The 19,557-nt window shown below is 65.3% G+C and carries 17 protein-coding genes; 9 read left to right on the forward strand and 8 right to left on the reverse strand.

Features of this window, described 5'->3' with window-relative positions; all coding sequences use genetic code 11:
* The first annotated feature begins 124 nt into the window (after positions 1-124).
* From efeU to D9V34_RS17400, 8 genes are all read left to right on the forward strand, one after another.
* The gene (gene efeU / locus D9V34_RS00875; protein WP_121687067.1) at positions 125-994 is read left to right on the forward strand and encodes an iron uptake transporter permease EfeU; all 870 of its coding nucleotides are present in this window, start codon (positions 125-127) and stop codon (positions 992-994) included.
* Positions 991-2,187 (forward strand): iron uptake system protein EfeO, encoded by a 1,197-nt coding sequence (efeO, locus tag D9V34_RS00880; RefSeq protein WP_121687068.1) that lies wholly within the window; start codon positions 991-993, stop codon positions 2,185-2,187. Before efeU ends, efeO begins: the two co-directional genes overlap by 4 nt.
* A complete protein-coding gene (gene efeB / locus D9V34_RS00885; protein WP_425454442.1) occupies positions 2,184-3,509 on the forward strand; it encodes an iron uptake transporter deferrochelatase/peroxidase subunit in 1,326 nt (441 codons plus the stop codon). Before efeO ends, efeB begins: the two co-directional genes overlap by 4 nt.
* Positions 3,510-3,611: 102 nt before the next feature.
* Entirely contained in the window at positions 3,612-4,511 is a 900-nt protein-coding gene (locus D9V34_RS00890) for an aminoglycoside phosphotransferase family protein (RefSeq protein ID WP_121687069.1), read from the forward strand.
* 146 nt (positions 4,512-4,657) lie between these two features.
* The gene (locus tag D9V34_RS00895; protein WP_121687070.1) at positions 4,658-5,323 is read left to right on the forward strand and encodes a SipW-dependent-type signal peptide-containing protein; all 666 of its coding nucleotides are present in this window, start codon (positions 4,658-4,660) and stop codon (positions 5,321-5,323) included.
* Positions 5,324-5,334: 11 nt separating this feature from the next.
* Positions 5,335-5,955: a SipW-dependent-type signal peptide-containing protein gene (locus D9V34_RS00900; protein ID WP_121687071.1), complete on the forward strand. Its 621-nt coding sequence runs from the start codon at positions 5,335-5,337 to the stop codon at positions 5,953-5,955.
* 4 nt (positions 5,956-5,959) lie between these two features.
* The gene (locus tag D9V34_RS00905) at positions 5,960-7,282 is read left to right on the forward strand and encodes a S26 family signal peptidase (protein ID WP_121687072.1); all 1,323 of its coding nucleotides are present in this window, start codon (positions 5,960-5,962) and stop codon (positions 7,280-7,282) included.
* Positions 7,283-7,365: 83 nt separating this feature from the next.
* Positions 7,366-7,845, forward strand: a complete 480-nt coding sequence (locus D9V34_RS17400; protein ID WP_147441573.1) for a hypothetical protein — start codon at positions 7,366-7,368, stop codon at positions 7,843-7,845.
* 60 nt (positions 7,846-7,905) lie between these two features.
* Here D9V34_RS17400 and typA read toward each other — a convergent pair whose 3' ends face one another.
* The 7 genes from typA to D9V34_RS00940 all read right to left on the reverse strand — a co-directional run bounded on the left by typA (position 7,906) and on the right by D9V34_RS00940 (position 17,760).
* The gene (gene typA / locus D9V34_RS00910) at positions 7,906-9,822 is read right to left on the reverse strand and encodes a translational GTPase TypA (RefSeq protein WP_121687073.1); all 1,917 of its coding nucleotides are present in this window, start codon (positions 9,820-9,822) and stop codon (positions 7,906-7,908) included.
* 183 nt (positions 9,823-10,005) lie between these two features.
* Entirely contained in the window at positions 10,006-11,673 is a 1,668-nt protein-coding gene (locus D9V34_RS00915) for an ABC transporter family substrate-binding protein (protein ID WP_183091787.1), read from the reverse strand.
* A 38-nt stretch (positions 11,674-11,711) separates the two neighbouring features.
* Positions 11,712-12,596 (reverse strand): ABC transporter permease, encoded by an 885-nt coding sequence (locus D9V34_RS00920; protein ID WP_121687075.1) that lies wholly within the window; start codon positions 12,594-12,596, stop codon positions 11,712-11,714.
* Entirely contained in the window at positions 12,589-14,262 is a 1,674-nt protein-coding gene (nikE, locus tag D9V34_RS00925; RefSeq protein ID WP_121687076.1) for a nickel ABC transporter ATP-binding protein NikE, read from the reverse strand. The genes D9V34_RS00920 and nikE overlap by 8 nt, the downstream gene beginning before the upstream one ends.
* Positions 14,259-15,233, reverse strand: coding sequence for an ABC transporter permease (locus tag D9V34_RS00930; RefSeq protein ID WP_245991797.1), 975 nt, complete (start codon positions 15,231-15,233; stop codon positions 14,259-14,261). Before D9V34_RS00930 ends, nikE begins: the two co-directional genes overlap by 4 nt.
* Positions 15,234-15,413: 180 nt before the next feature.
* On the reverse strand, positions 15,414-15,965 hold the full coding sequence (locus tag D9V34_RS00935) for a hypothetical protein (RefSeq protein ID WP_121687078.1): 552 nt from the start codon (positions 15,963-15,965) through the stop codon (positions 15,414-15,416).
* A gap of 97 nt (positions 15,966-16,062) precedes the next feature.
* Positions 16,063-17,760 (reverse strand): ABC transporter ATP-binding protein, encoded by a 1,698-nt coding sequence (locus D9V34_RS00940; protein WP_121687079.1) that lies wholly within the window; start codon positions 17,758-17,760, stop codon positions 16,063-16,065.
* An 86-nt stretch (positions 17,761-17,846) separates the two neighbouring features.
* On the opposite strand from D9V34_RS00940, the gene D9V34_RS00945 reads away from it, so the two are divergent.
* A complete protein-coding gene (locus D9V34_RS00945; protein WP_121687080.1) occupies positions 17,847-18,461 on the forward strand; it encodes a PH domain-containing protein in 615 nt (204 codons plus the stop codon).
* A 32-nt stretch (positions 18,462-18,493) separates the two neighbouring features.
* On the opposite strand, the gene D9V34_RS00950 is transcribed toward D9V34_RS00945, so the two are convergent.
* Positions 18,494-19,519: an ABC transporter permease gene (locus tag D9V34_RS00950; protein WP_121687081.1), complete on the reverse strand. Its 1,026-nt coding sequence runs from the start codon at positions 19,517-19,519 to the stop codon at positions 18,494-18,496.
* Between the last annotated feature and the right edge of the window lie 38 nt (positions 19,520-19,557).

Consider the following 19,557-nt stretch of genomic DNA (forward strand, 5'->3'; position numbering starts at 1 on the left):
GGCATGCTAGCCTTCATTTCACGGCACCCGTTGACGCCACGAGCGACCGTAATTCCCACTCGTTCCGGCCCTCGGATCCGCGCCTTGGCGCGTTCGACCGCCCCTTCGTGAAGTGATAACCACGTTGTTTGCTAACTACCTCATTGGTCTGCGTGAGGGGCTTGAAGCCGCCCTCATCGTCGGCATTCTCATTGCCTACCTGGTCAAAATCGACAGACGAGACCTTCTCGGTCGTGTCTGGTTTGGTGTGGGGATCGCAATTGTCCTCGCCCTGGGCGTGGGCGCGATTCTCACCTGGGGTCCCTACGGACTGAGCTTCCAGGCCCAGGAAATCCTTGGCGGCGGGCTGTCCATCGTGGCCGTCGGGTTCGTCACCTGGATGGTGTTCTGGATGGGCCGCACCGCCGCCGAGCTCGCCGGCAACCTGCGCTCGGGCATCGATAAGGCCGCCCAGGGTGCGGGCTGGGGTATCGTCCTGCTGGCCTTCCTCAGCGTCGGCCGCGAGGGCGTTGAAACCGCCCTGTTTGTCTGGTCCACCGTGGGACCCAGCACCGATGCCACCTTGGGGGCCGCCTGGGGTGCGTTCACCGGCGTGCTGCTGGGGATTCTGACCGCCGTGGTAATCGAGATCCTGATCTATCGCGGCCTGCTGCGCATCAACCTCTCGCGCTTTTTCACCTGGACCGGTTATGCCCTGATTGTGGTCGCCGCGGGTGTGCTCGCCTACGGCATCGGCGATCTTCAGGAGGCTGGCGCGCTGCCCGGCTGGGGTGCCCCGCTCTATGACATCAGCGGTCTGATCCCGCCGACCAGTCCGCTGGGCTCGGTCCTGGGCGGCATCTTCGGGTTCACCCCGATTCCCACCCCACTCCAGGTGATTGCCTGGGTCCTCTACCTCGTGATCGCCCTGATTCTTTTCACCCGGCTGGTGCGCTCAAAGCGGCGCCCGGCTCCCACCCCCGTTCCCACTACCCCGCTTGGAGAAACCGCATGAGCGTGTCCACCATCCGCCCCGCCCGCCTCGTCGGCCTGACCTCCGGAGCGGCCCTGCTGGTGCTCGCCCTGGCCGGCTGCGTTCCCAATAACCCGACCTCGGGTGAGGCGCTCACCGTGGACATCACCGACACCACCTGTGTGGTCTCGGCGAACACGGCGCAGGCGGGCACGGTCAAGTTCACCGCCAAGAACACCGGCTCCCAGGTCAACGAGTTTGAGATCCTGGCCGCCGATAAGTTGCGCATCGTGGGTGAGAAGGAGAACATCACCCCGGGTCAGAGCGTCGACTATGTCACCCACCTGGAACCCGGTACCTACTACACCGAGTGCAAGACCGGCATGGTTGGTGAGGGTGTGGGCACCACCAAGTTCACGGTGACCGGAAAGTCCGCCAAGGTGGACGCCAGCAAGCAGCAGCAGATCGACACCGCCGTGACCAACTACATCGGGTACATCAAGGACCGCACCGCCGCACTGGTCCCCGCGGTCAAGGAGTTCACCGAGGCCTACCGCAACGGCGACGACGAGAAGGCTCGGGCCCTGTTTGGTCCGGCCCGCGTGAACTACGAGCGGATCGAGCCCACCGCCGAGGCCTTCGGCGACCTCGACCCCAAGATCGACATCCGCGAGGGTGATGCGAGCGAGGACGGCGTGCCCTTCATCGGCTTCCACCGGATCGAGAAGGACCTGTGGGCCCCGGCGGGCTTCACCCCGAGCGATCCGGCCGGACGCGCCGAGCTCGCCGACGGGCTGGAGCAGAACATCCAGAAGCTCTACGACCTGGTCCACGAGCCCAAGTTCACCGTGAGCCTGGACGACATCTCCAACGGCGCCATCGGCCTGCTCGACGAGGTTGCCACCTCGAAGATCACCGGTGAAGAAGACGAGTTCTCGCACACTGACCTATATGATTTCCAGGCCAACGTCGAGGGTGCGGCGGTCGCCTACGGCAACGTGCGTGACATCGCCAAGGCCTCGGGTTCCGACGGTGCCAAGCTGGTCGAGTCGATCGATGCCAAGCTGGATGCGCTCAACAAGATGCTGGCAACCTACGGGTCGCTCGACACGGGCTTTGTGGCCTACAACACGCTGACCACCGATCAGGTCAAGGAGCTCTCCGACGCAATCAACGCGCTCTCCGAGCCGCTGTCCAAGCTCACCCACACGGTCCTCGGGGTTTCCTCCAAGTGAGTGGCACCGAGCGCGAACCCGCCGACGCATCCGTGACGGCATCCCCCGCCGAGTCTCCCTCGGAAACCGCTGTACCCACGTCCGGGGTCAGCCGGCGAGGCCTGTTGGGCCTCGCCGGGGCCGCCCTGGGCGGGCTCGCGCTCGGCGGTGCCGGCGGCGCGATCACCGCCTCCGCGGTGGCCGCCACCGACACCAACACGCAGTACCCGTTTTTTGGTGAGCACCAGTCGGGCATTGTGACGCCCACCCAGGACCGGCTGCACTTTGCCGCATATGACATCACCCCCGGTACCACCCGGGCCGATTTGATCGCGCTGCTGGAGGATTGGACGGCCGCCGCCGACCGGCTCACCCGCGGGCTCGACGTCTCCGAAACCGGTGCCGTGGGCGGACCGGCCCTCGCCCCGCCGGACGATACCGGTGAGGCGCAGGGGCTGCCCGCGAGTGGACTGACGCTCACCTTCGGCTTCGGTCCCGGCGTCTTCACCGACGCTCATGGCAACGACCGCTTCGGTCTGGCGTCCCGCAGGCCCGCCGAGCTGGTAGACCTCCCCACCTTTGCCGGCGACGCCCTGGAGGAGGCATCCAGCGGCGGAGATCTGTGCATTCAGGCCTGCGCCAACGACCCCCAGGTCGCCGTGCACGCGATCCGTAACCTGTCCCGGATCGCGTTTGGGCGGGCCTCAATCCGCTGGTCCCAGCTGGGATTTGGGCGCACCTCGTCAACCTCGAAGGCGCAGGTCACCGAGCGTAACCTGTTCGGGTTCAAGGACGGCACGGCCAATATCACCGCCGAGGAAACCGACGTGGTGAACAAGGACGTCTGGGTGGGGGGAAACTCCTGGCTGGCCGGGGGCAGCATCCTGGTGGCCCGTAAGATCCGGATGATCATCGAGACCTGGGATCGCACGAGCCTCGACGAGCAGGAGCACGTCATGGGCCGCACCAAGGGCACCGGCTCTCCCCTCTCCGGCGGCGATGAGTTCACCCCGGTGCGGTTCAACCATGCGGGCCCCGATGGGCGCAAACTCGCGATGGATTCCCACGTGGCCCTCGCCCATCCCGACCACAACCACGGCGCACGCCTGCTGCGTCGCGGTTACAACTATGTGGACGGCAATGATCAGTTGGGCCGGCTCAATGCGGGCCTGTTTTTCCTGGCGTTCCAGGCCGACCCGCGTACCGCGTTCATCCCCATCCAAAAGCAGCTCGGTCACTCAGATTTACTTAATGAGTACATTCGTCATGTTGGATCGGCGATTTTTGCGGTGCCACCGGGGGCGAAGCCCGGAGAACACATCGGGGCGGGCATTTTTGGATAGGGCAAAACCCTGCGTCGATGAGGCGTGTTGCCCGACACTGGCGTATTCTAAAAACTTCTGCCCTTTATTCCTGCCCCGAAAAGGAACGCACGCGCACGCCTCATGACCCACCTTCCCGCCGCCGATATCCGCATCGACGAGGCCCTGGTCTCGGAGCTGCTGCGATCCGGCGCACCCGCACTGGCGCACCACGCGCCGGTAGCCTCGGGCGAGGGTTTTGACGCGGTCATGTATCGGGTCGGTCCGGCACACGCGGTTCGTCTGCCCCGGCGGGCGCACGCGGCGGATCTGATCGAGATCGAACAGCGCTGGCTGCCGGTTCTCAGCGAGGGCGTGGCGACCCAGACTCCGGTGGCACTGCTCGCCGGCAAGGCGTGTGCGGAGTTCCCGCGCCCGTGGTCGATCGTGCCCTGGATCGAGGGGGAAACCGTCGCCTCGCTGCCGGTGGCCGAACGCTCCCAGGTGGCCGCCGACCTCGCTCGCTTTGTGGCGGACTTTCAGCGCGCGGCACCGGCCAGCGCACCCGCCAACGCGTACCGCGGGGTGCCGCTGCAAAATCGTGACCATGACGTGCGCGGCCGACTGCTCGGAGACACCATCCCGCAGTCGCCCGAGCTCCTGGAAATCTGGGAACAGGCCCTCCGCGCACCGGTCTGGAACGGCCCGGCACTCTGGCTGCACGGCGACCTTCACCCCGGCAATCTGATCGCCCTCGATGGCGCGCTGACCGGCGTCATCGACTTTGGTGACCTGACCGCCGGAGACCCGGCCACCGATGTCGCCACCGCCTGGTTGACCCTGAATAAGGAAGACCGCGCGGTCTTTTTTGAGACTTTTGAGCCCAGCTATGACCTGGACGAACCGCTGCTCGAACGCGCCCAGGGATGGGCCCTACTGATGGCCACCGCAATCCTTTCAGCGGTCCCGGATAACACGAATCTGGTGGGCATCGCCCGGCATACGCTGGACCAACTCCTGACCGAGGAACGTGGACTTTTCTAGCAGGTCAGCCCCCTAAAACGGGGGCATTTTTTCTGTCGTAATGCCCCCTGAAACGGGGCTACTCTATCGGTTTGACCCTTTTTAGCCTGGGATGAAGTGCACCTGTTCTGCGCTCCCATCTCAATAGCTCAACGAAGGAACTCACCATGACCGAGTCATCTTCGACCACGCCGGCTGACACCGTCGCGGTCCCCCGCACCTCCAAGCGCAAGGCCGTGCGCGCGGTCCTGGCCGGAGGACTCGTCCTGGGTGTCGGTGCAGCCGTCACCCTGGCCGCCTGGAACGACTCCGAGTTTGTCCAGGGAATTTTTGGTTCCGGTAAATTCGATCTTGAGGGATCGCTGACCGCGGGCGGCACCTACGCCAGCCACGCAACCGCGGGTGCCGCACCCACCCTGGCGTTTACGGCACCGCTGGCGTCGAACCTCTCGCCCGGCAACGTAACCTACGCACCCTACTTCGTGCGCCTGGCCGCAGGCACCACCACCGATGCTTCGGCACGGATCGCCAACGCGAGCGCCACCGACTCTGTTTCGGGTGCAGCCAACGCCGCAAACCTGACCTACAGCGTCTACAACCTGGCACCGACCGCCACGTGTAACGCCGCCGGTGTGGCCAGCCAAACCCCGATCGCCACGGGAACGAACCTCACCTCGGTCTCCGGTGCTACGGATATCACCCTGACCAAGGGTGCCGATGCATCCACTGCGGGTGGCTCTCGACTGCTGTGCTTCGTGGTGACTGCCGCTCCGGGTCTTGTCCAGGGCGGCACAACCACGGCGACCTGGCAGATCACCGCGACCTCGCTGTAGTCGGTTTTCTGATGGGCCGACACACTCGGCACTCACGCGCCGCAGCCGGATCCTCGTGGATCCGGCTGCGAGCGCTGCTTGCGGGCGGACTCGTCCTCGGCGTGGGAGGAACCCTGACCCTCGCCGCCTGGACCGACCAGGAAGTGGTCCAGGCGACCTTCAAGGCCGGTACGTTTGACATTATCGGCAGCACCGACGGCACCAACTTCACCTCCCATCCCACGGGGAGCGGTGCCACGCTGACCTTCGTGCCCACGGCCGGTGCCATGCTGCCTGGGCAAACCGTCTACGCTCCCTTCAGCGTCAAAACCGCACCAGGGAGCACCGGCGGTCTGCTGACCCCGATCGCCTCGGGCACCAACAACACCGGTCTCGGGGCCTACCTCACCTACCAGGTGTCGCGGGTGGCCACGCCGGCGAACTGCACCGCCGCGGGAATCTCCGGCGGCACCGTGGTTGTTCCGGCCGGTAGCTCACCCACCGTCGGCGGTTCCGAGCAGTTTGCCGTCGCCGGTGCCGGAACACAGACGATCACCTACTGCTTCGCCATCACCCTTCCCTCCAACGCCCCCAACGCAGCACAGGGCACCACTCTCAATGCGGTGTGGGGCATTAGCGGGACCACAGGATAACGTGATGAGCATCCTCGCCCCGCCTCCCCTCACTCGCGCCACTCGTGCCACCACGCGTCGTCCACCGGCGAAACGACTGAGCTCGCGCCTGGGTAACCTCCTGCTCAATCTGGCCGCGGTGGCCGGAGCGATCTGTATCCTGCTGGTCATCCTGGCCTTTTTCTTCAACATCACCCTGATCATGTTCAAGACCGGATCGATGGCGCCGACGATCCCCGCTGGATCGGTGGCGCTGGTGCGCGAGGTTCCAGCCGCCGAGCTGAAGGTGGGCGATGTGGTGACCGTGGACCGTCCGGGTCAGCTTCCCATCACCCACCGCATCACCTCGATCGTTCCGGGACCCGATGCCGAGGCTCGCACCATCACGATGCGTGGTGATGCCAACGCGACCGAGGATCCGGCCCCGTATACGATCCTGCACGCACGCATCGTGCTCGGATCGGTGCCCGGCCTGGCCCACGTCATCGTGTGGTTCGGGAATCCCTGGGTCCTGGGCGGGCTGACGATTGCGCTCTCGGCCCTGGTGACCTGGGCATTTTGGCCGCGCAACACCGCGCCCCCGCGTCACCGTGGCCGGCACGGTGCGGGCATCGGCTCGCGTGTGGGTACGGGATCGGCCGTGCTCGTGATTGGTCTCCTCGTCGGCGGTGTGCTCCTGACACCGGCCGCTCCCGCGCGTGCCGAGGGGGCAACCGAGCAGACCCTCACCGCGCGCACGTTCACGCTGGTGTCGGTCGCTGATTCCTATCGGATGGCCAACCTCACCCCGGGCGAACCCGTCACCTGGGACCTCGGCGTAAAGTCGCGCTCTACCGGGCCACTCTCGGTTTCGATGACGGCCTCGGGTGAGAGCCGTCTGGGGCTCGTGGCGGGGATTAGCGAGTGTGCGCAGCGTTGGGAGGGTACCATCTGCCCGCACGGTTCCCGAAGCGTAACCACGCCGGGGCCGCTGGCCCTCGACGGGGTGCAGCGCACCTTCTCCGATGTGCCCTCGGGAGGTACCCGCTGGTACCGCATGACCGTGACCATGCCCACCGCACCCGACCGAGCAGTGCCAACCTCGGCAACCAGCCGGGTGGTCTTGCGCATCTCCGACCCCGATGGCACCACCATCGAGGTACCGGGAGAACCCGGCACCCACACGCCGGGCACCGATCCGGCAACTCCCGAGGCCGCACTCACGCCCGCACCCGGTGCATCCGGAGGCCTCTCGCAGACCGGTGGCGCACTGGACCCGACCCGTATGATGCTCGCGCTCCTCGCAATCGGCACCGGCATCCTGATCGCCGGCATCGCCCGCCTGCGTCAGGGGGAACGGACATCATGAGCGGAGCACACACCCCCCGTCATACACGACCCCGCCGATATTTTCGAGCTCTGCTCGCGGTTACCTCACTCACACTTGCCGCGTTGGTCCTTTCATCAACTCGCTCAACACTGGCCAATTGGACCGCCGGGGAATCCGTCGGTGCCACCTTCACCGCCGTCACCTACGGCCAGGTGCCCGCACCGCTCACCTGTACCAAGCTGCCCGATGGAGGTCTGCTTGAACCCGGTTCCCGCGCCCAGGTTTCCTGGTCCGAACCGGCTGGCGCGCCGGCAGACATTGGCTATCAGGTCACCATGTCACGTAACGGAGCTAATACCACCACGCTGGCCCCTCAGAAGGAACGGTTCACCAACCTTTCCCAGGGGCTACTCTCCGCCCTCCTGGGTGCACTCCTGGGCAGTTCTGGCCCCATCGATATTGACGTGAGGACAGTCCAGCTCATCCCTGCCTCGGGCAATACGTACACGGTGGGGTGGTCCGCGGCTCAATCCACCCGCATTACGGTGAACTTTGGCACCCTACTGAGCGGTAGTTTCGGTTTTACCTGTCGCCCGGTTTAGAACGCAGAAAGCCCCGCGACTCCTTTCGGAGCCGCGGGGCGTTCGGGTGAAGCGGAGGGACTAGCCCTTCTGCTCGGCCTGCTTCTTCAGACGCGAGTACTCGCGCTGACGGTCGCCGGCGTTCAGTACCAGCTTGCGGATGCGGATCGCCTCGGGGGTAACCTCAACACACTCGTCTTCACGAGCGAATTCCAGGCTCTCCTCGAGCGACAGGATGCGCGACGGGGTCATCGACTCGAAGGAGTCCGAGGAAGCCGCACGCATGTTGGTGAGCTTCTTTTCCTTGGTGATGTTCACGTCCATGTCGTCGGCGCGAGAGTTCTCACCGATGACCATACCCTCGTACACGTCCTCGGTGGGCTGTACGAAGAAGCTCATGCGCTCCTGCAGGGCGATGATCGCGAACGGGGTAACCACACCGGAGCGGTCCGAGACGATCGAACCGTTGTTACGGGTGATGATCTGACCGGCCCAGGGCTCGTAGCCGGCGGCCAGCGAGTTGGCGATACCGGTACCGCGGGTCTGGGTCATGAACTCGGTACGGAAGCCGATGAGGCCACGTGCCGGAACAACGAACTCCATGCGAACCCAACCGGTACCGTGGTTCGACATACCCTCCATGCGACCCTTACGGGCGGCCAGCAGCTGGGTGATCGCACCCAGGTACTCCTCGGGGGCGTCGATGGTCAGGTGCTCGTAGGGCTCGTGAACCTTGCCGTCAACGCGCTTGGTCACAACCTGCGGCTTACCCACGGTGAGCTCGAAGCCCTCACGACGCATCTGCTCAACGAGGATCGACAGGGCGAGCTCGCCTCGACCCTGCACCTCCCAGGCGTCGGGCTGACCGATGTCGAGAACCTTCAGCGACACGTTACCCACGAGCTCACGGTCCAGACGGTCCTTGATCATGCGGGCGGTCAGCTTGTGGCCCTTGACCTTGCCCACGAGGGGCGAGGTGTTGGCACCGATGGTCATCGAGATGGCGGGGTCATCGATTTCGATGGCCGGCATCGGACGGATGTCCTCGGGGTCGGCCAGGGTGTCACCGATGGTGATGTCCGGGAATCCGGCCACCACAACGATGTCTCCGGGGCCACCGGACTCGGCCGGGTAGCGGTCCAGGGCACGGGTCATGAACAGCTCGGTGACGCGCACGTTGGAGTGGGTGCCATCGGCCTTGACCCAGGCCACGGTCTCACCCTTGCGGATGGTTCCGTTGATCACGCGCAGCAGCGCGAGACGACCGAGGAACGGCGAGGAGTCCAGGTTGGTGACCCAGGCCTGCAGCGGAGCCTCGTCGTCGTACTGCGGAGCGGGGATGTGCTCGATGATCGCTGCGAACAGCGGCTCGAGGTCTTCGCTGTCCGGCAGGCTACCGTTTTCCGGCTTGACGCTGGAGGCACGACCGGCCTTACCCGAGGCATACACCACGGGAACGTTCAGGATGGCGTCGAGGTCCAGGTCGGGGTGCTCGTCGGACATGTCCGAGGCCAGACCCAGCAGGAGGTCCTGGCTCTCGGCCACAACCTCATCGATGCGAGCATCGGGACGGTCGGTCTTGTTGACCAGCAGGATCACCGGCTTGTTGGCCTCGAGGGCCTTACGCAGCACAAAGCGGGTCTGCGGCAGCGGACCCTCGGAGGCGTCAACGAGGAGGCACACGCCGTCCACCATCGACAGACCACGCTCCACCTCGCCACCGAAGTCGGCGTGGCCGGGGGTGTCGATCACGTTGATGGTCATCGCGCCGTTGGTGGCGTGCTCACCCTCATACTGGATCGCGGTGTTCTTGGCGAGAATGGTAATACCCTTCTCGCGCTCCAGCTCGTTGGAGTCCATGGCACGCTCTTCAACGTGCTCGTGGGCGGTGAACGAGTTGGTCTGCTGGAGCATGGCGTCGACCAGGGTGGTCTTGCCGTGGTCAACGTGGGCAACAATAGCCACGTTTCGGAGATTCGCGCGCGAGGCAAGCGCCATGAAAGAGGTCCTTCGCAGGTGTTGACGCCGCGGCGGAAGGGCCCATGCGGCGAGGTGAACGGTGGGGCGCGGCTCGGCCCAACGTTATATTTTACCGCACCACGGAGTATCCAGCCTAACCGGTTCCTGGCTAACTCGGAAACTCCCCCGTTTGTTCACCTCGCGCACCGGGGCGAAACCCCGCTATTTCCGCCACCCCACGCGGGTCCAATCGGTGGGTTCAAACTGGGTGGCCCCAAAATTGGCAAGCCCCTTCGTAACCCCCACCACCGTGGGCCGCTGGAACAGCGGAATGATCGGCAGCGACTCCCAGAGATTACGATCAATCTCGTTGATGGTTGCCCGCTGCACCTCCGGGTCTTCCTCCCCCTCGGCCCGCTCGAAGAGTACGGCCAGGCGCGGATCATCAACCCCCGAATAGTTTTGCGGGGACTCCACCGATGCATACGAGTCGCGGCTTTCCACGATCGGGTCGAGCCCACCCGAGTAGCTAAAGATCGTGGAGCTGAACTGACGGGGCGTGACAAAGTCCTTGAATAGTCCGGAGGTCGGCACCTCATTGGCGACGGCCTGGATCCCGACCTCGGCCAGATCCGCGGCAATCTGATCCACCCGCTGCCTGCTCGTGGCAATGCCCGCGGGGATCGTAATGTCGATTTTCAGCGGTACCCCGTCCTTGGATCGGACCTTCTCTCCGGTGTATCCGGCGCGGTCCAGAATCTTCCGGGCGGCTTCCGGATCGTAGCTCAGCGCCTCCTTGCCGTTGGGCTGATAGCCCTTTTGTCCGGGCACGTACAGATAGTTTTCCACCAGGCTGCCGGTGAGGCCCATCGGCTCAACCACCGAGCGCAGGATCTGTTCCCGGTTGATCGCCTTGCCGATGGCTTGGCGCACGGCCAGATCGGCGAGCGGGCCCGTCGCCGTGTTGAGCGTCAGGTGGGTCCAGGGCAGCCCCTTGGATGCGAACACCTGGCCATCAGCACGGCTCTGCGCGGTCTTAAACGCATCGACGCTGGAGGCGATATCCAAGACGTCAAATTCCTTGTTTGCATACGCCTGAGCCGAGGCCGACTGATCCACTCCGCGCAGCACAATCTCGCTTAGCCGCGGCGGGGCTCCCCACCAGCGTTCATTGCGCACCAGGCGCACGGTGAGCTTATCCGGGGTTGACTCGGCGACACGGAAGGGCCCCGAGGAGGGAGGCCCCTGGGTGCGGAACGTCTCGTTGAACGCCGTCGGCGTTGCGGTAACGGCGGGCGGCAGCAACGGGAAAAACAGCGCCTGCCAGCTCGCGTAGACACGATCAAACACCACCCGCACCGAGTTGGGCTTCTCCCCCGCGGTGATCTGGGTGATGCGATCGTATCCGGTGGTGGCCACCGGCAGGTAGTCGGGGTTCGATCCGTTTTGCGACTGCCAGGTCCCGACAAAATCGGCCAGCCCGATCGGGGTGCCATCCTCCCACACGGCCTTGGGGTTGAGCGCGTACTCGATCGTGAACGGCTCGCCGGGCACCCGCTCGATCGACGTCGCAAAGTCCGGGTTGACGGAGCGCTGGCCCGAGTCGTCGACGTTGAACAGGCGAACGGTGGTCGGATAGATCACCGATGCCGTATCGCCCGTATAGCCATCGAGCTGGGAGAAGTTGAAGTTATCGGGGAAACTCTCCAACGGCAGGGTCAGGGATCCCCCGTCCTTGAGCTCGGCGGGTTCGGCGGCGTCATAGTCCGTTGTCGGCAGCTCTCCGGCGGTGGTCGGCCGGGCCTCCCGAGTGCCCGGGCTGCACCCCGCAAGGGAGACGGCCAGCAGGAGCACGAGGCCCCCGCCGAGGGTTTTGGTTGTGGTGTTCATCGATTTTCTCCTTATTGTGTGTGCTGCGGTGGGTGGGATCATCCGCCGTCGTGGCGGACACTGGAGGCGGTGTCCACGGTGTCTCGGACGGCATCGCCCACAACCGATACCGCCAGAACCGTGATGATGAGCGCCAGGGCCGGATACAGAAACAGCCATGAACGCGTGGTCGCGGCCGGGGCCCCGGTCGCCAGCAGGCTGCCCAGTGACAGGTCGGGAGCCTGAATCCCCAGACCAAAGAAGGACAGCCCGGCCTCGGCAAGAATTGCCACCGAAACCCCGACGGTCGCGTCGATGATCAGCAGTGAGGCAATGTTGGGCAGGATATGCCGGGCGATGATCCGCCGCGTCGGAACTCCCAGATAGCGTGCCGCCACAACAAACTCTCGCTCTCGCAGCGACCGGGTTTGGCCGCGCACCACCTGGGCCATGATCATCCAGCCGAACCCGGCCAGATACAGCGTCATCGTGAACCAGGATGATCCGCGAAACAGCGGGCTGATCAGAGCGAGGAGTAGGAGCCCGGGCAGCACCAGCAGCAACCGGATCAGGCCCGAGATGAGGCGGTCGATGGATCCCCCGGCATAGCCTGCCAGGGACCCCAGCACCGCGGCGATCAGCGTGGCACCGGGACCGGCGATCAGTCCGATCAGGAGGGAGATGCGCAGACCCGCGACCACCCGTGCATACATGTCCTGACCGATGTCATTGGTGCCCAGCCAGTGTTCGACGTCCGGGCCGACGCCGAGGGCGAGGGTGTCGCGTGCCAGCGGATCCACCGGCCACACCAGCGGACTCACGTAGAGCCAGAGGACAATCAGCAACAACGCACCGCCGCCCACCCAGAATCTCGGACGTCGGATCAGCCGACCAAGGAATCGCCCGCCGCCCGCCTTCTCCAGATGGGCGATGGTCTCACTCATGGAGGCCCCCGATCGTGCGGTGGGTGATCGGGGGTGCGCCCGCGGGTTGGGAGTGCTCGGTCGGTGCCGGGGCCCGCGGGATGGCCGCAATCAGGCTGCGGGTATACGCGTGCCGAGGGGTACCCAGCACCGTCGAGGTTGCCCCGGCCTCCACAATCTCCCCCCGAAACATTACCGCCGTGCGCTGAGCAATCTCGCGCACCGTGGCCAGGTCGTGGGCGATCAGCAGATAGCCGATGCCGGTCTCCTCCTGTAACCGGATCAGCAGGTCCAGAATCTCCCCGCGCACACCCACATCCAGGGCCGAGAGCGGTTCATCCAAGACCAGCAGCCGGGGTGTGGCCGCCAACGCCCGCGCCAGCTGCACACGCTGACGCTGACCACCGGAGAGTTCGTGGGCAGCGCGCGAGCGCAGGACGGCCGAGAGTTCGACCCGGCCCAGGAGCTCCGCAACCTCGCGGGTGCGCTGCGACGCGTCGCGGGTCTGCGGGAGCGCCTCGGAGATCAACTGTTCCACGTTCATCCGCGGATCCAACGCTCCCGAAGCATCCTGAAAGACCATCTGCACGTCCGGACGCAGCCGGGCGCGTTCGCGGCGGCTGAGGGTCGCCACGTCACGCCCCTCGATCGTGATGGTTCCCCCGGTCGGGGCCTGGAGCTCCAGGATTGCCCGGGCGGTGCTGGTCTTTCCGCTCCCCGACTCACCCACCAGCGCGAGGGTTTGCCCCCGGTTGAGCGCAAACGAGATCCCGCGCACGGCATGCACCGATGTCCCCCGCACTGTGCGGGCACGCGGATAGCGTACGTGAAGGTTTTCCACGCGCAGCAGGGTGCCGACCGGTTCCGTCACGGCCGGCTCGGCCGTCGGTATGACGCGCGCTCTCTCCCAGGCAAACCGGGAAGCCGCGGCGACCAGGGACGAGGTATACCCATCGGTGGGGGCACCCAGGATGATCGCGGTTCGCGCGCTCTCACGCACCCGGCCCGCCCGCATCACCACGGTGCGGTCGGCCTCGGCCGCGACGATTCCCAGGTCGTGGGTCACCAGCAGAATCGCGGTCCCGGTCCGCTCGCGCACCCTCCGCAGGACCTCAAGAATCTGCGCCTGCACGGTCATGTCCAGCGCGGTCGTCGGCTCATCGGCGATCAGCAGGGCCGGATCATGGGCGATGGCCATCGCGATCATCGCTCGCTGCCGCATTCCACCGGAGTACTCGTGCGGGTAGGCGGCCAGGTTCTGTTGGTTCGGTTCGAGATCCACCAGGCGGAGCAGTTCGGCCACACGCGCGTCGACTCGGGCGCGTCCCAGGCCGGGCGCGTGGATCCGGATGGCCTCGCGAAGCTGCGCGGCCACGCGACGTACCGGATTCAACGCGAGCAGAGGATCCTGAAAGATCATCGCGACCCGGCGTCCCCGCAGCCGCGACATGGCCGCATCATCGCCCACCGGGAGCGGCAGTCCATCCAGGACGATCTCTCCCGTGACCCGGGCAGAACCGGGCAGCAGCCCCATGATGGCGAGTGCGGTGAGGGTTTTCCCCGAACCCGTTTCACCCACCAGGGCGACGCACTCCCCCGCGCGAATACTCAGCGAAACACCGTCCACCGGGGTGGCGGAGGCGAAAGCGACCCGGAGGTTATCCACGCTCAGCAGCGGTGCGGTCATCGGGCACCCCGAACCCGCGGATCCAGGAGCCCAAACAGCACATCCGACAGGCTCGCGGCAATCAACAGCACAACCGAGACAAATGCGGTGCCGCCGGCGATGGCATTGATGTCGCCCTGACCGATGCTGGAAACCAGGTAGCGGCCCACCCCGTTCCAGGAAAAAACGATCTCGATGGCCGCCGATCCGGCGATCAGCGTGCCCAGGCTGTAGGCGAGGAACGTGGACATCGGGATGATCGCCACCCGCACGCCGTGTCGCCAAATTGCCTGCGTGCGCCGCAGTCCCTTGGCCCGGGCCGTCCGAATATATTCGGCCGACAGCACATCAAGCATCGCCGAGCGCTGCACCCGGGAGTAGCCGGCAGCCCCGATCAACACCAGCACCAGGGTGGGTAAGACCAGATGCCCGATCCGGTCGCCGAGCAGCGCGAGCCCGGTTTGTCCCGCCTCTCCCCCCTCCCCGGTGAACTCGAGAAACTGGAATCCAAGCGCCGAATTGAGTGCAGTGGCGGCGATCATCAACAGGATCGCCAGCACGAAGGTCGGGGTCGCGAACACCACATAGGAGAGGATCCCCACAACCTGGTCGGAGAGCCGGTACTGGCGAACGGCACCCCACACGCCCAGGCCGATGCCCACAATCGCCGCCAGCAGCGATCCGATCACCAGCAGCCGCAGGCTTGTGCCCGCACGTCCGGCGATCTCCTGGGTGATGTTCTCCCCGGCGAGCCCCCTGCCCAGATTGCCCTCCCACAGGATGCCGCGCGCCCACGCACCCAGGCGGCTCAGCACCGGCTCCCGCGGGTCCGCACCGATGGCCGCCAGCTTGGCCGCGATCGCATCGGGTCCCAGGGGCGGGGTCTGGAGGCGAAAGCGCGCTCCGGGGTCCATCACCAGGCTCGCCACCACATACGAGAGGGCGGTGGCCAGGACCACCAGCACCGTGTTGATGCCGAGTCGGCGTGCCAAAAACCCGAGCATGGTTCAGGCTCGGCGTTCGCGAGTGCATGGGTTCGTCATGCATCCATCAAACGCGCAAATTACTGGGTTTAGGCGGTGTGCCCGGAACGGAAATATGCGTCAATAAACTCGGGGTTTAGCCACACCCGCATGATACTGTTGCGGGCCGATGCCCGGGCTCTGGCAGCCCTAGATCAGGCTGAGGACACTCCAGAGGATGAGAACAACGCCAACCGCGATCGCCGGGATATTCCAGGTAACCAGCGCGGAATCGCCCTGGGAGCGCACCCGCCCCTCATGCCAGACATGGGTCAGATGCTCGAGCGGAGTGCGGGCGGCCGCACCGGTGCCGGACGCCGCCTGAGATCCACGCGGACGCTTCGCATTCGGGCCACCCCACGCCTTGATCGGTGCGCCGGTCTTCAACGTGAAGACAAACTGCTGGTGATCGGTGATGGTGCGCACCGCCGACCACGGGAACTCATAGCGCTTAAACACGTTGTAGACCACAACCGCGCGATCGGAATAGCCGATATACGGCTGGAAGGCGGCAACATAGAGCACCCAGAGCACCAGCAGCACCCACGGCAGAGCCGAGAAGACCACGTCCCAGGCTCCACGCACCGCTGAATCTCCCAGCAGGTAGAGCGCCACGGCGATAAACGCATAAAAAGCGACGACGCCCCCACGGCCTCGCATGATGAACAGGTTGTCCGGACGCCGGGGAAAGAATCGCTTCACGCGCCCAGTCTACAAGCCTTCGTCCTCCCCACCGACACGCAAAAACGCTCCGGCCCGAACACCGAGGGTGTTCGGGCCGGAGCGTGTGCGCTGTGACCTAGGCCGCGGTGTCTCCGGCGTCCAGCAGGGCACGACGCTCGGCACGACGCGCGCGCTGTGCATCGGGGTCCGGGACCGGGATGGCCGCGATCAGGCGACGGGTGTACGGGTCCTTCGGGGAGCGCAGGATCTCATCGCGCGAACCGATCTCCACAATCTTTCCGTGGTGCATCACGGCGATGCGGTCGGCCATGATGTCAACCACGGCCAGGTCGTGGGTGATGAAGAGGCAGGCGAACTGCATCTCGGCCTGCAGCTCCTTGAGCAGCTCCAGCACGGTGGCCTGCACCGACACGTCCAGAGCCGAGGTGGGCTCATCGGCAACCAGCAGCTTGGGCTTCAGCGACAGGGCGCGGGCGATACCCACACGCTGCTTCTGTCCACCCGAGAGCTCGTGCGGGAAACGGTTGCGGTAGCTGCGGGGCAGCTTCACACTGTCCAGCAGCGACTCGACCTTACGGTCCAGCTCGGCACCCTTGGCCACACCGGCCAGCAGCATCGGCTCACCGATGCTCACACCGATCGGCAGACGCGGGTTCAGCGAGGACGACGGGTCCTGGAACACGATGCCCACCTGGCGACGCAGCTTCTTCAGCAGCGCGCGACTGTGCTGGCTGAGGTCGATGTCCGCCACGTCGAGGTGGCCACCGGCGATGGGCTGCAGACCGATCGAGGCACGGCCGATGGTCGACTTACCCGAACCGGACTCGCCCACCAGACCCAGGATCTCGCCCTGACGAATCTCGAAGGACACCTCGTCCACGGCGCGGAAGGCACCGAGCTTACCGCGCGAGGCGTACTCGATGACAACCTTGTCCAGGGTCAGCACGGGCTTGCTGGTGTCGGCCGGCGGTGCCACCACAATCGGGGCGTCCGGATCGATCACGGCCGGGCTCACGCTCAGGTGCGGCACGGCGTCCAGCAGCGCCTGGGTGTAGGGGTGTTTGGGAGCGGCGAATACCTGGTGGACATCTCCCTGCTCGACGATCTCACCCTGACGCATCACGACGATGCGGTCGGCGAGGTCGGCCACCACACCCATGTCGTGGGTGATCAGCAGGACGGCCGAGTTCAGGCGGTCCTTAAGGTTACGGATCAGGTCCAGGATCTCGGCCTGCACGGTCACATCCAGAGCCGTGGTGGGCTCGTCCGCGATCAGCAGGGTCGGGTCCAGTGCCAGAGCCTGGGCGATCATCACGCGCTGACGCTGACCACCGGAGAGCTGGTGCGGGTAGGAGTCGAACGCCTTCTTCGGGTCCGGCAGCTCCACCATCTTCAGCAGCTCGATCGCACGCTCGGCGGCGGGCGCGGGGAGCATGTTGGTGTGCACCCGGATGGTCTCCACGATCTGGAAGCCCACGGTGTACACCGGGTTCAGCGCGGTCATCGGCTCCTGGAAGATGGCCGAAACCTTACTTCCGCGGATGGACTGCATCTTCTTGGCGCTGAGACCGGTGATCTCCTCGCCCTCAAGCTTGATGCTGCCTCGGACGCGGCTGTTCTTGGGCAGCAGGTCGAGGATCGCCATCGAGCTGGCGCTCTTACCCGAACCCGATTCACCCACAACGGCCACAACCTCGCCGGGGGCGATGTGGTAGTTCAGCTTCTTGGCGGCGGGAACCCAGGCCCCATCTACACCAAAATCTACGCTCAGGTCGGTAATCTCCAAGACCGGCGGCTTCTGTGTGTCGCTCACGAGCGCTTCCTTCCCGACGCGACCAGAAGGCCGCGCTGTGTGTTCTCATCTTGGTGCTGCGCACCAGGTACTGGGAGGATGGGGAGATGCACGATGATCTCCGCACCCAGGTTTACTATTCTCGTTTTAATCGCGTCCTGGCCATTCTGGTCTGGACGCTGTGTGCCGCGCTGTTGGTGATCGTGGCCCTGATGCCGGAAACCTCGCGAACCCTCGGGTCCGTGCTGCTGCCGCTCTACATTGCCGCCGCGGTATTCATCGTGCTGTGGGCGCCCAGACTCGTGGTGAACGATCTGGGAACCACTATTCACAATGTGAGCCGCACCATCACGATACCCTGGGCCGCGCTGATTCACGTGGACACCAAGTTCGCTCTGTCGCTGCATGTCCCCGATCGTAAGTTCGAGGTCTGGGTGGCACCGGCCCCCGGAGCGATGTCCGCCCAGCGCACCCTGCGCCGCGAACGGGCGCAGCTTCGTGCGACGGGCATGGGCTCGTCCGTCCGGCCGGGCGACCTGCCCACCAGCGATTCGGGTGGAGCGGCCGCGCTGGTGCGCGGCCGCTGGACCGAACTGCGTGAGGCAGGCCGCATCGAAGCCGGACAGGCCCAGGGCACTCGGGTTAGCGTCGCATGGCGACTGACCAACCTGATTGTGCTGGTGGGCGGTGCCGTTCTGGTCATTGTGGGTTTCACCCTCTGACCAGAACGGTGTCCGGTTCGGCCTGATCATCATTACTTGGACTCGGCCGCGCGGTTCTTCCGGCTCAGCTTGAAGCGCTTCTGACGCGGGTCGAAGGCGTCACGCAGTCCATCACCGATGAAGTTAACCAGCAGGGCCAGCACCACGATGAAGGCACCGGGCCACCAGTACAGCCACGGGCGGGTGGCGAATGCACTCTGGTTGTCGGAGATCAGCAGACCCAGCGACACGTCCGGCGACTTGATACCGAAGCCGAGGTAGCTGAGGCCGGTCTCCAGGAGGATGGCCGAGGCTGCCAGCAGGGTGGCCGACACGATCACCACACCCACGGCGTTGGGCAGAATGTGGCGGAAGATGATGCGGGCATCGCTTGCACCGGCCACTCGCGCGGCCTCCACAAACTCGCGCTCACGCAGCGAGAGGAACTCGGCGCGTACCAGACGGGCGATACCCATCCAGGACACCAGACCCAGCAGGATGGCGAGGATCCACACACCCAGCGAGCTTCCGGCGTTGTTTGCGGTGCTACCCACAACCGCACCGATCACGATCGCGGGGATCACGATGAAGATGTCGGTGATGCGCATCAGGACGGCGTCAACCCAGCCGCGGTAGTACCCGGCGATGGCACCAACGACGGTACCCACAACGGTTCCCACGCCACCGATAACCAGCATGACCACAACCGAGTTCTGGATGCCACGCATGGTCATGGCGAAGTAGTCCACACCGATTCGGCTCTGACCAAACGGGTGGTCACCGAACTGGATACCGGAGCCGCCGAGCCACTTGGGTACAACCGACAGGGTTGCTGCTCCACCGTTGACCAGGTCGTTGAGGTCGCGGTAGTTGTGCTTCCACCAGCCGGGGATCGGACCGAAGCCCACCGAGGTGAACGCGAAGATGATCAGGGCCAGCAGGAGGAAGATCGAGACAACGGAGATGCGGTTTTCCAGGAAGCGGCTGAAGATCAGCTGTCCCTGGCTCTTGCCCTTGACCTCGGCGGGAGCAACCGCTGCGGCGGGGGCTCCTTCGGGAGAATTAGTAGTCTGAGTCATCGGCTGGCCTTACTCTGTGTGTTCTTCGTACGAATCTG

It is taken from the genome of Mycetocola lacteus (assembly GCF_003667575.1).
In the GTDB taxonomy this organism is placed as follows: domain Bacteria; phylum Actinomycetota; class Actinomycetes; order Actinomycetales; family Microbacteriaceae; genus Mycetocola; species Mycetocola lacteus.

What these genes read in the sequence shown, in the direction of transcription:
- efeO (WP_121687068.1), top strand. Translation starts at nt 991, where the DNA reads ATGAGCGTGTCCACCATCCGCCCCGCCCGCCTCGTCGGCCTGACCTCC.
- D9V34_RS00890 (WP_121687069.1), top strand. Translation starts at nt 3,612, where the DNA reads ATGACCCACCTTCCCGCCGCCGATATCCGCATCGACGAGGCCCTGGTC.
- D9V34_RS00895 (WP_121687070.1), top strand. Translation starts at nt 4,658, where the DNA reads ATGACCGAGTCATCTTCGACCACGCCGGCTGACACCGTCGCGGTCCCC.
- D9V34_RS00900 (WP_121687071.1), top strand. Translation starts at nt 5,335, where the DNA reads ATGGGCCGACACACTCGGCACTCACGCGCCGCAGCCGGATCCTCGTGG.
- D9V34_RS00905 (WP_121687072.1), top strand. Translation starts at nt 5,960, where the DNA reads ATGAGCATCCTCGCCCCGCCTCCCCTCACTCGCGCCACTCGTGCCACC.
- typA (WP_121687073.1), bottom strand. Translation starts at nt 9,822, where the DNA reads ATGGCGCTTGCCTCGCGCGCGAATCTCCGAAACGTGGCTATTGTTGCC.
- D9V34_RS00915 (WP_183091787.1), bottom strand. Translation starts at nt 11,673, where the DNA reads ATGAACACCACAACCAAAACCCTCGGCGGGGGCCTCGTGCTCCTGCTG.
- D9V34_RS00920 (WP_121687075.1), bottom strand. Translation starts at nt 12,596, where the DNA reads ATGAGTGAGACCATCGCCCATCTGGAGAAGGCGGGCGGCGGGCGATTC.
- nikE (WP_121687076.1), bottom strand. Translation starts at nt 14,262, where the DNA reads ATGACCGCACCGCTGCTGAGCGTGGATAACCTCCGGGTCGCTTTCGCC.
- D9V34_RS00945 (WP_121687080.1), top strand. Translation starts at nt 17,847, where the DNA reads ATGCACGATGATCTCCGCACCCAGGTTTACTATTCTCGTTTTAATCGC.
- D9V34_RS00950 (WP_121687081.1), bottom strand. Translation starts at nt 19,519, where the DNA reads ATGACTCAGACTACTAATTCTCCCGAAGGAGCCCCCGCCGCAGCGGTT.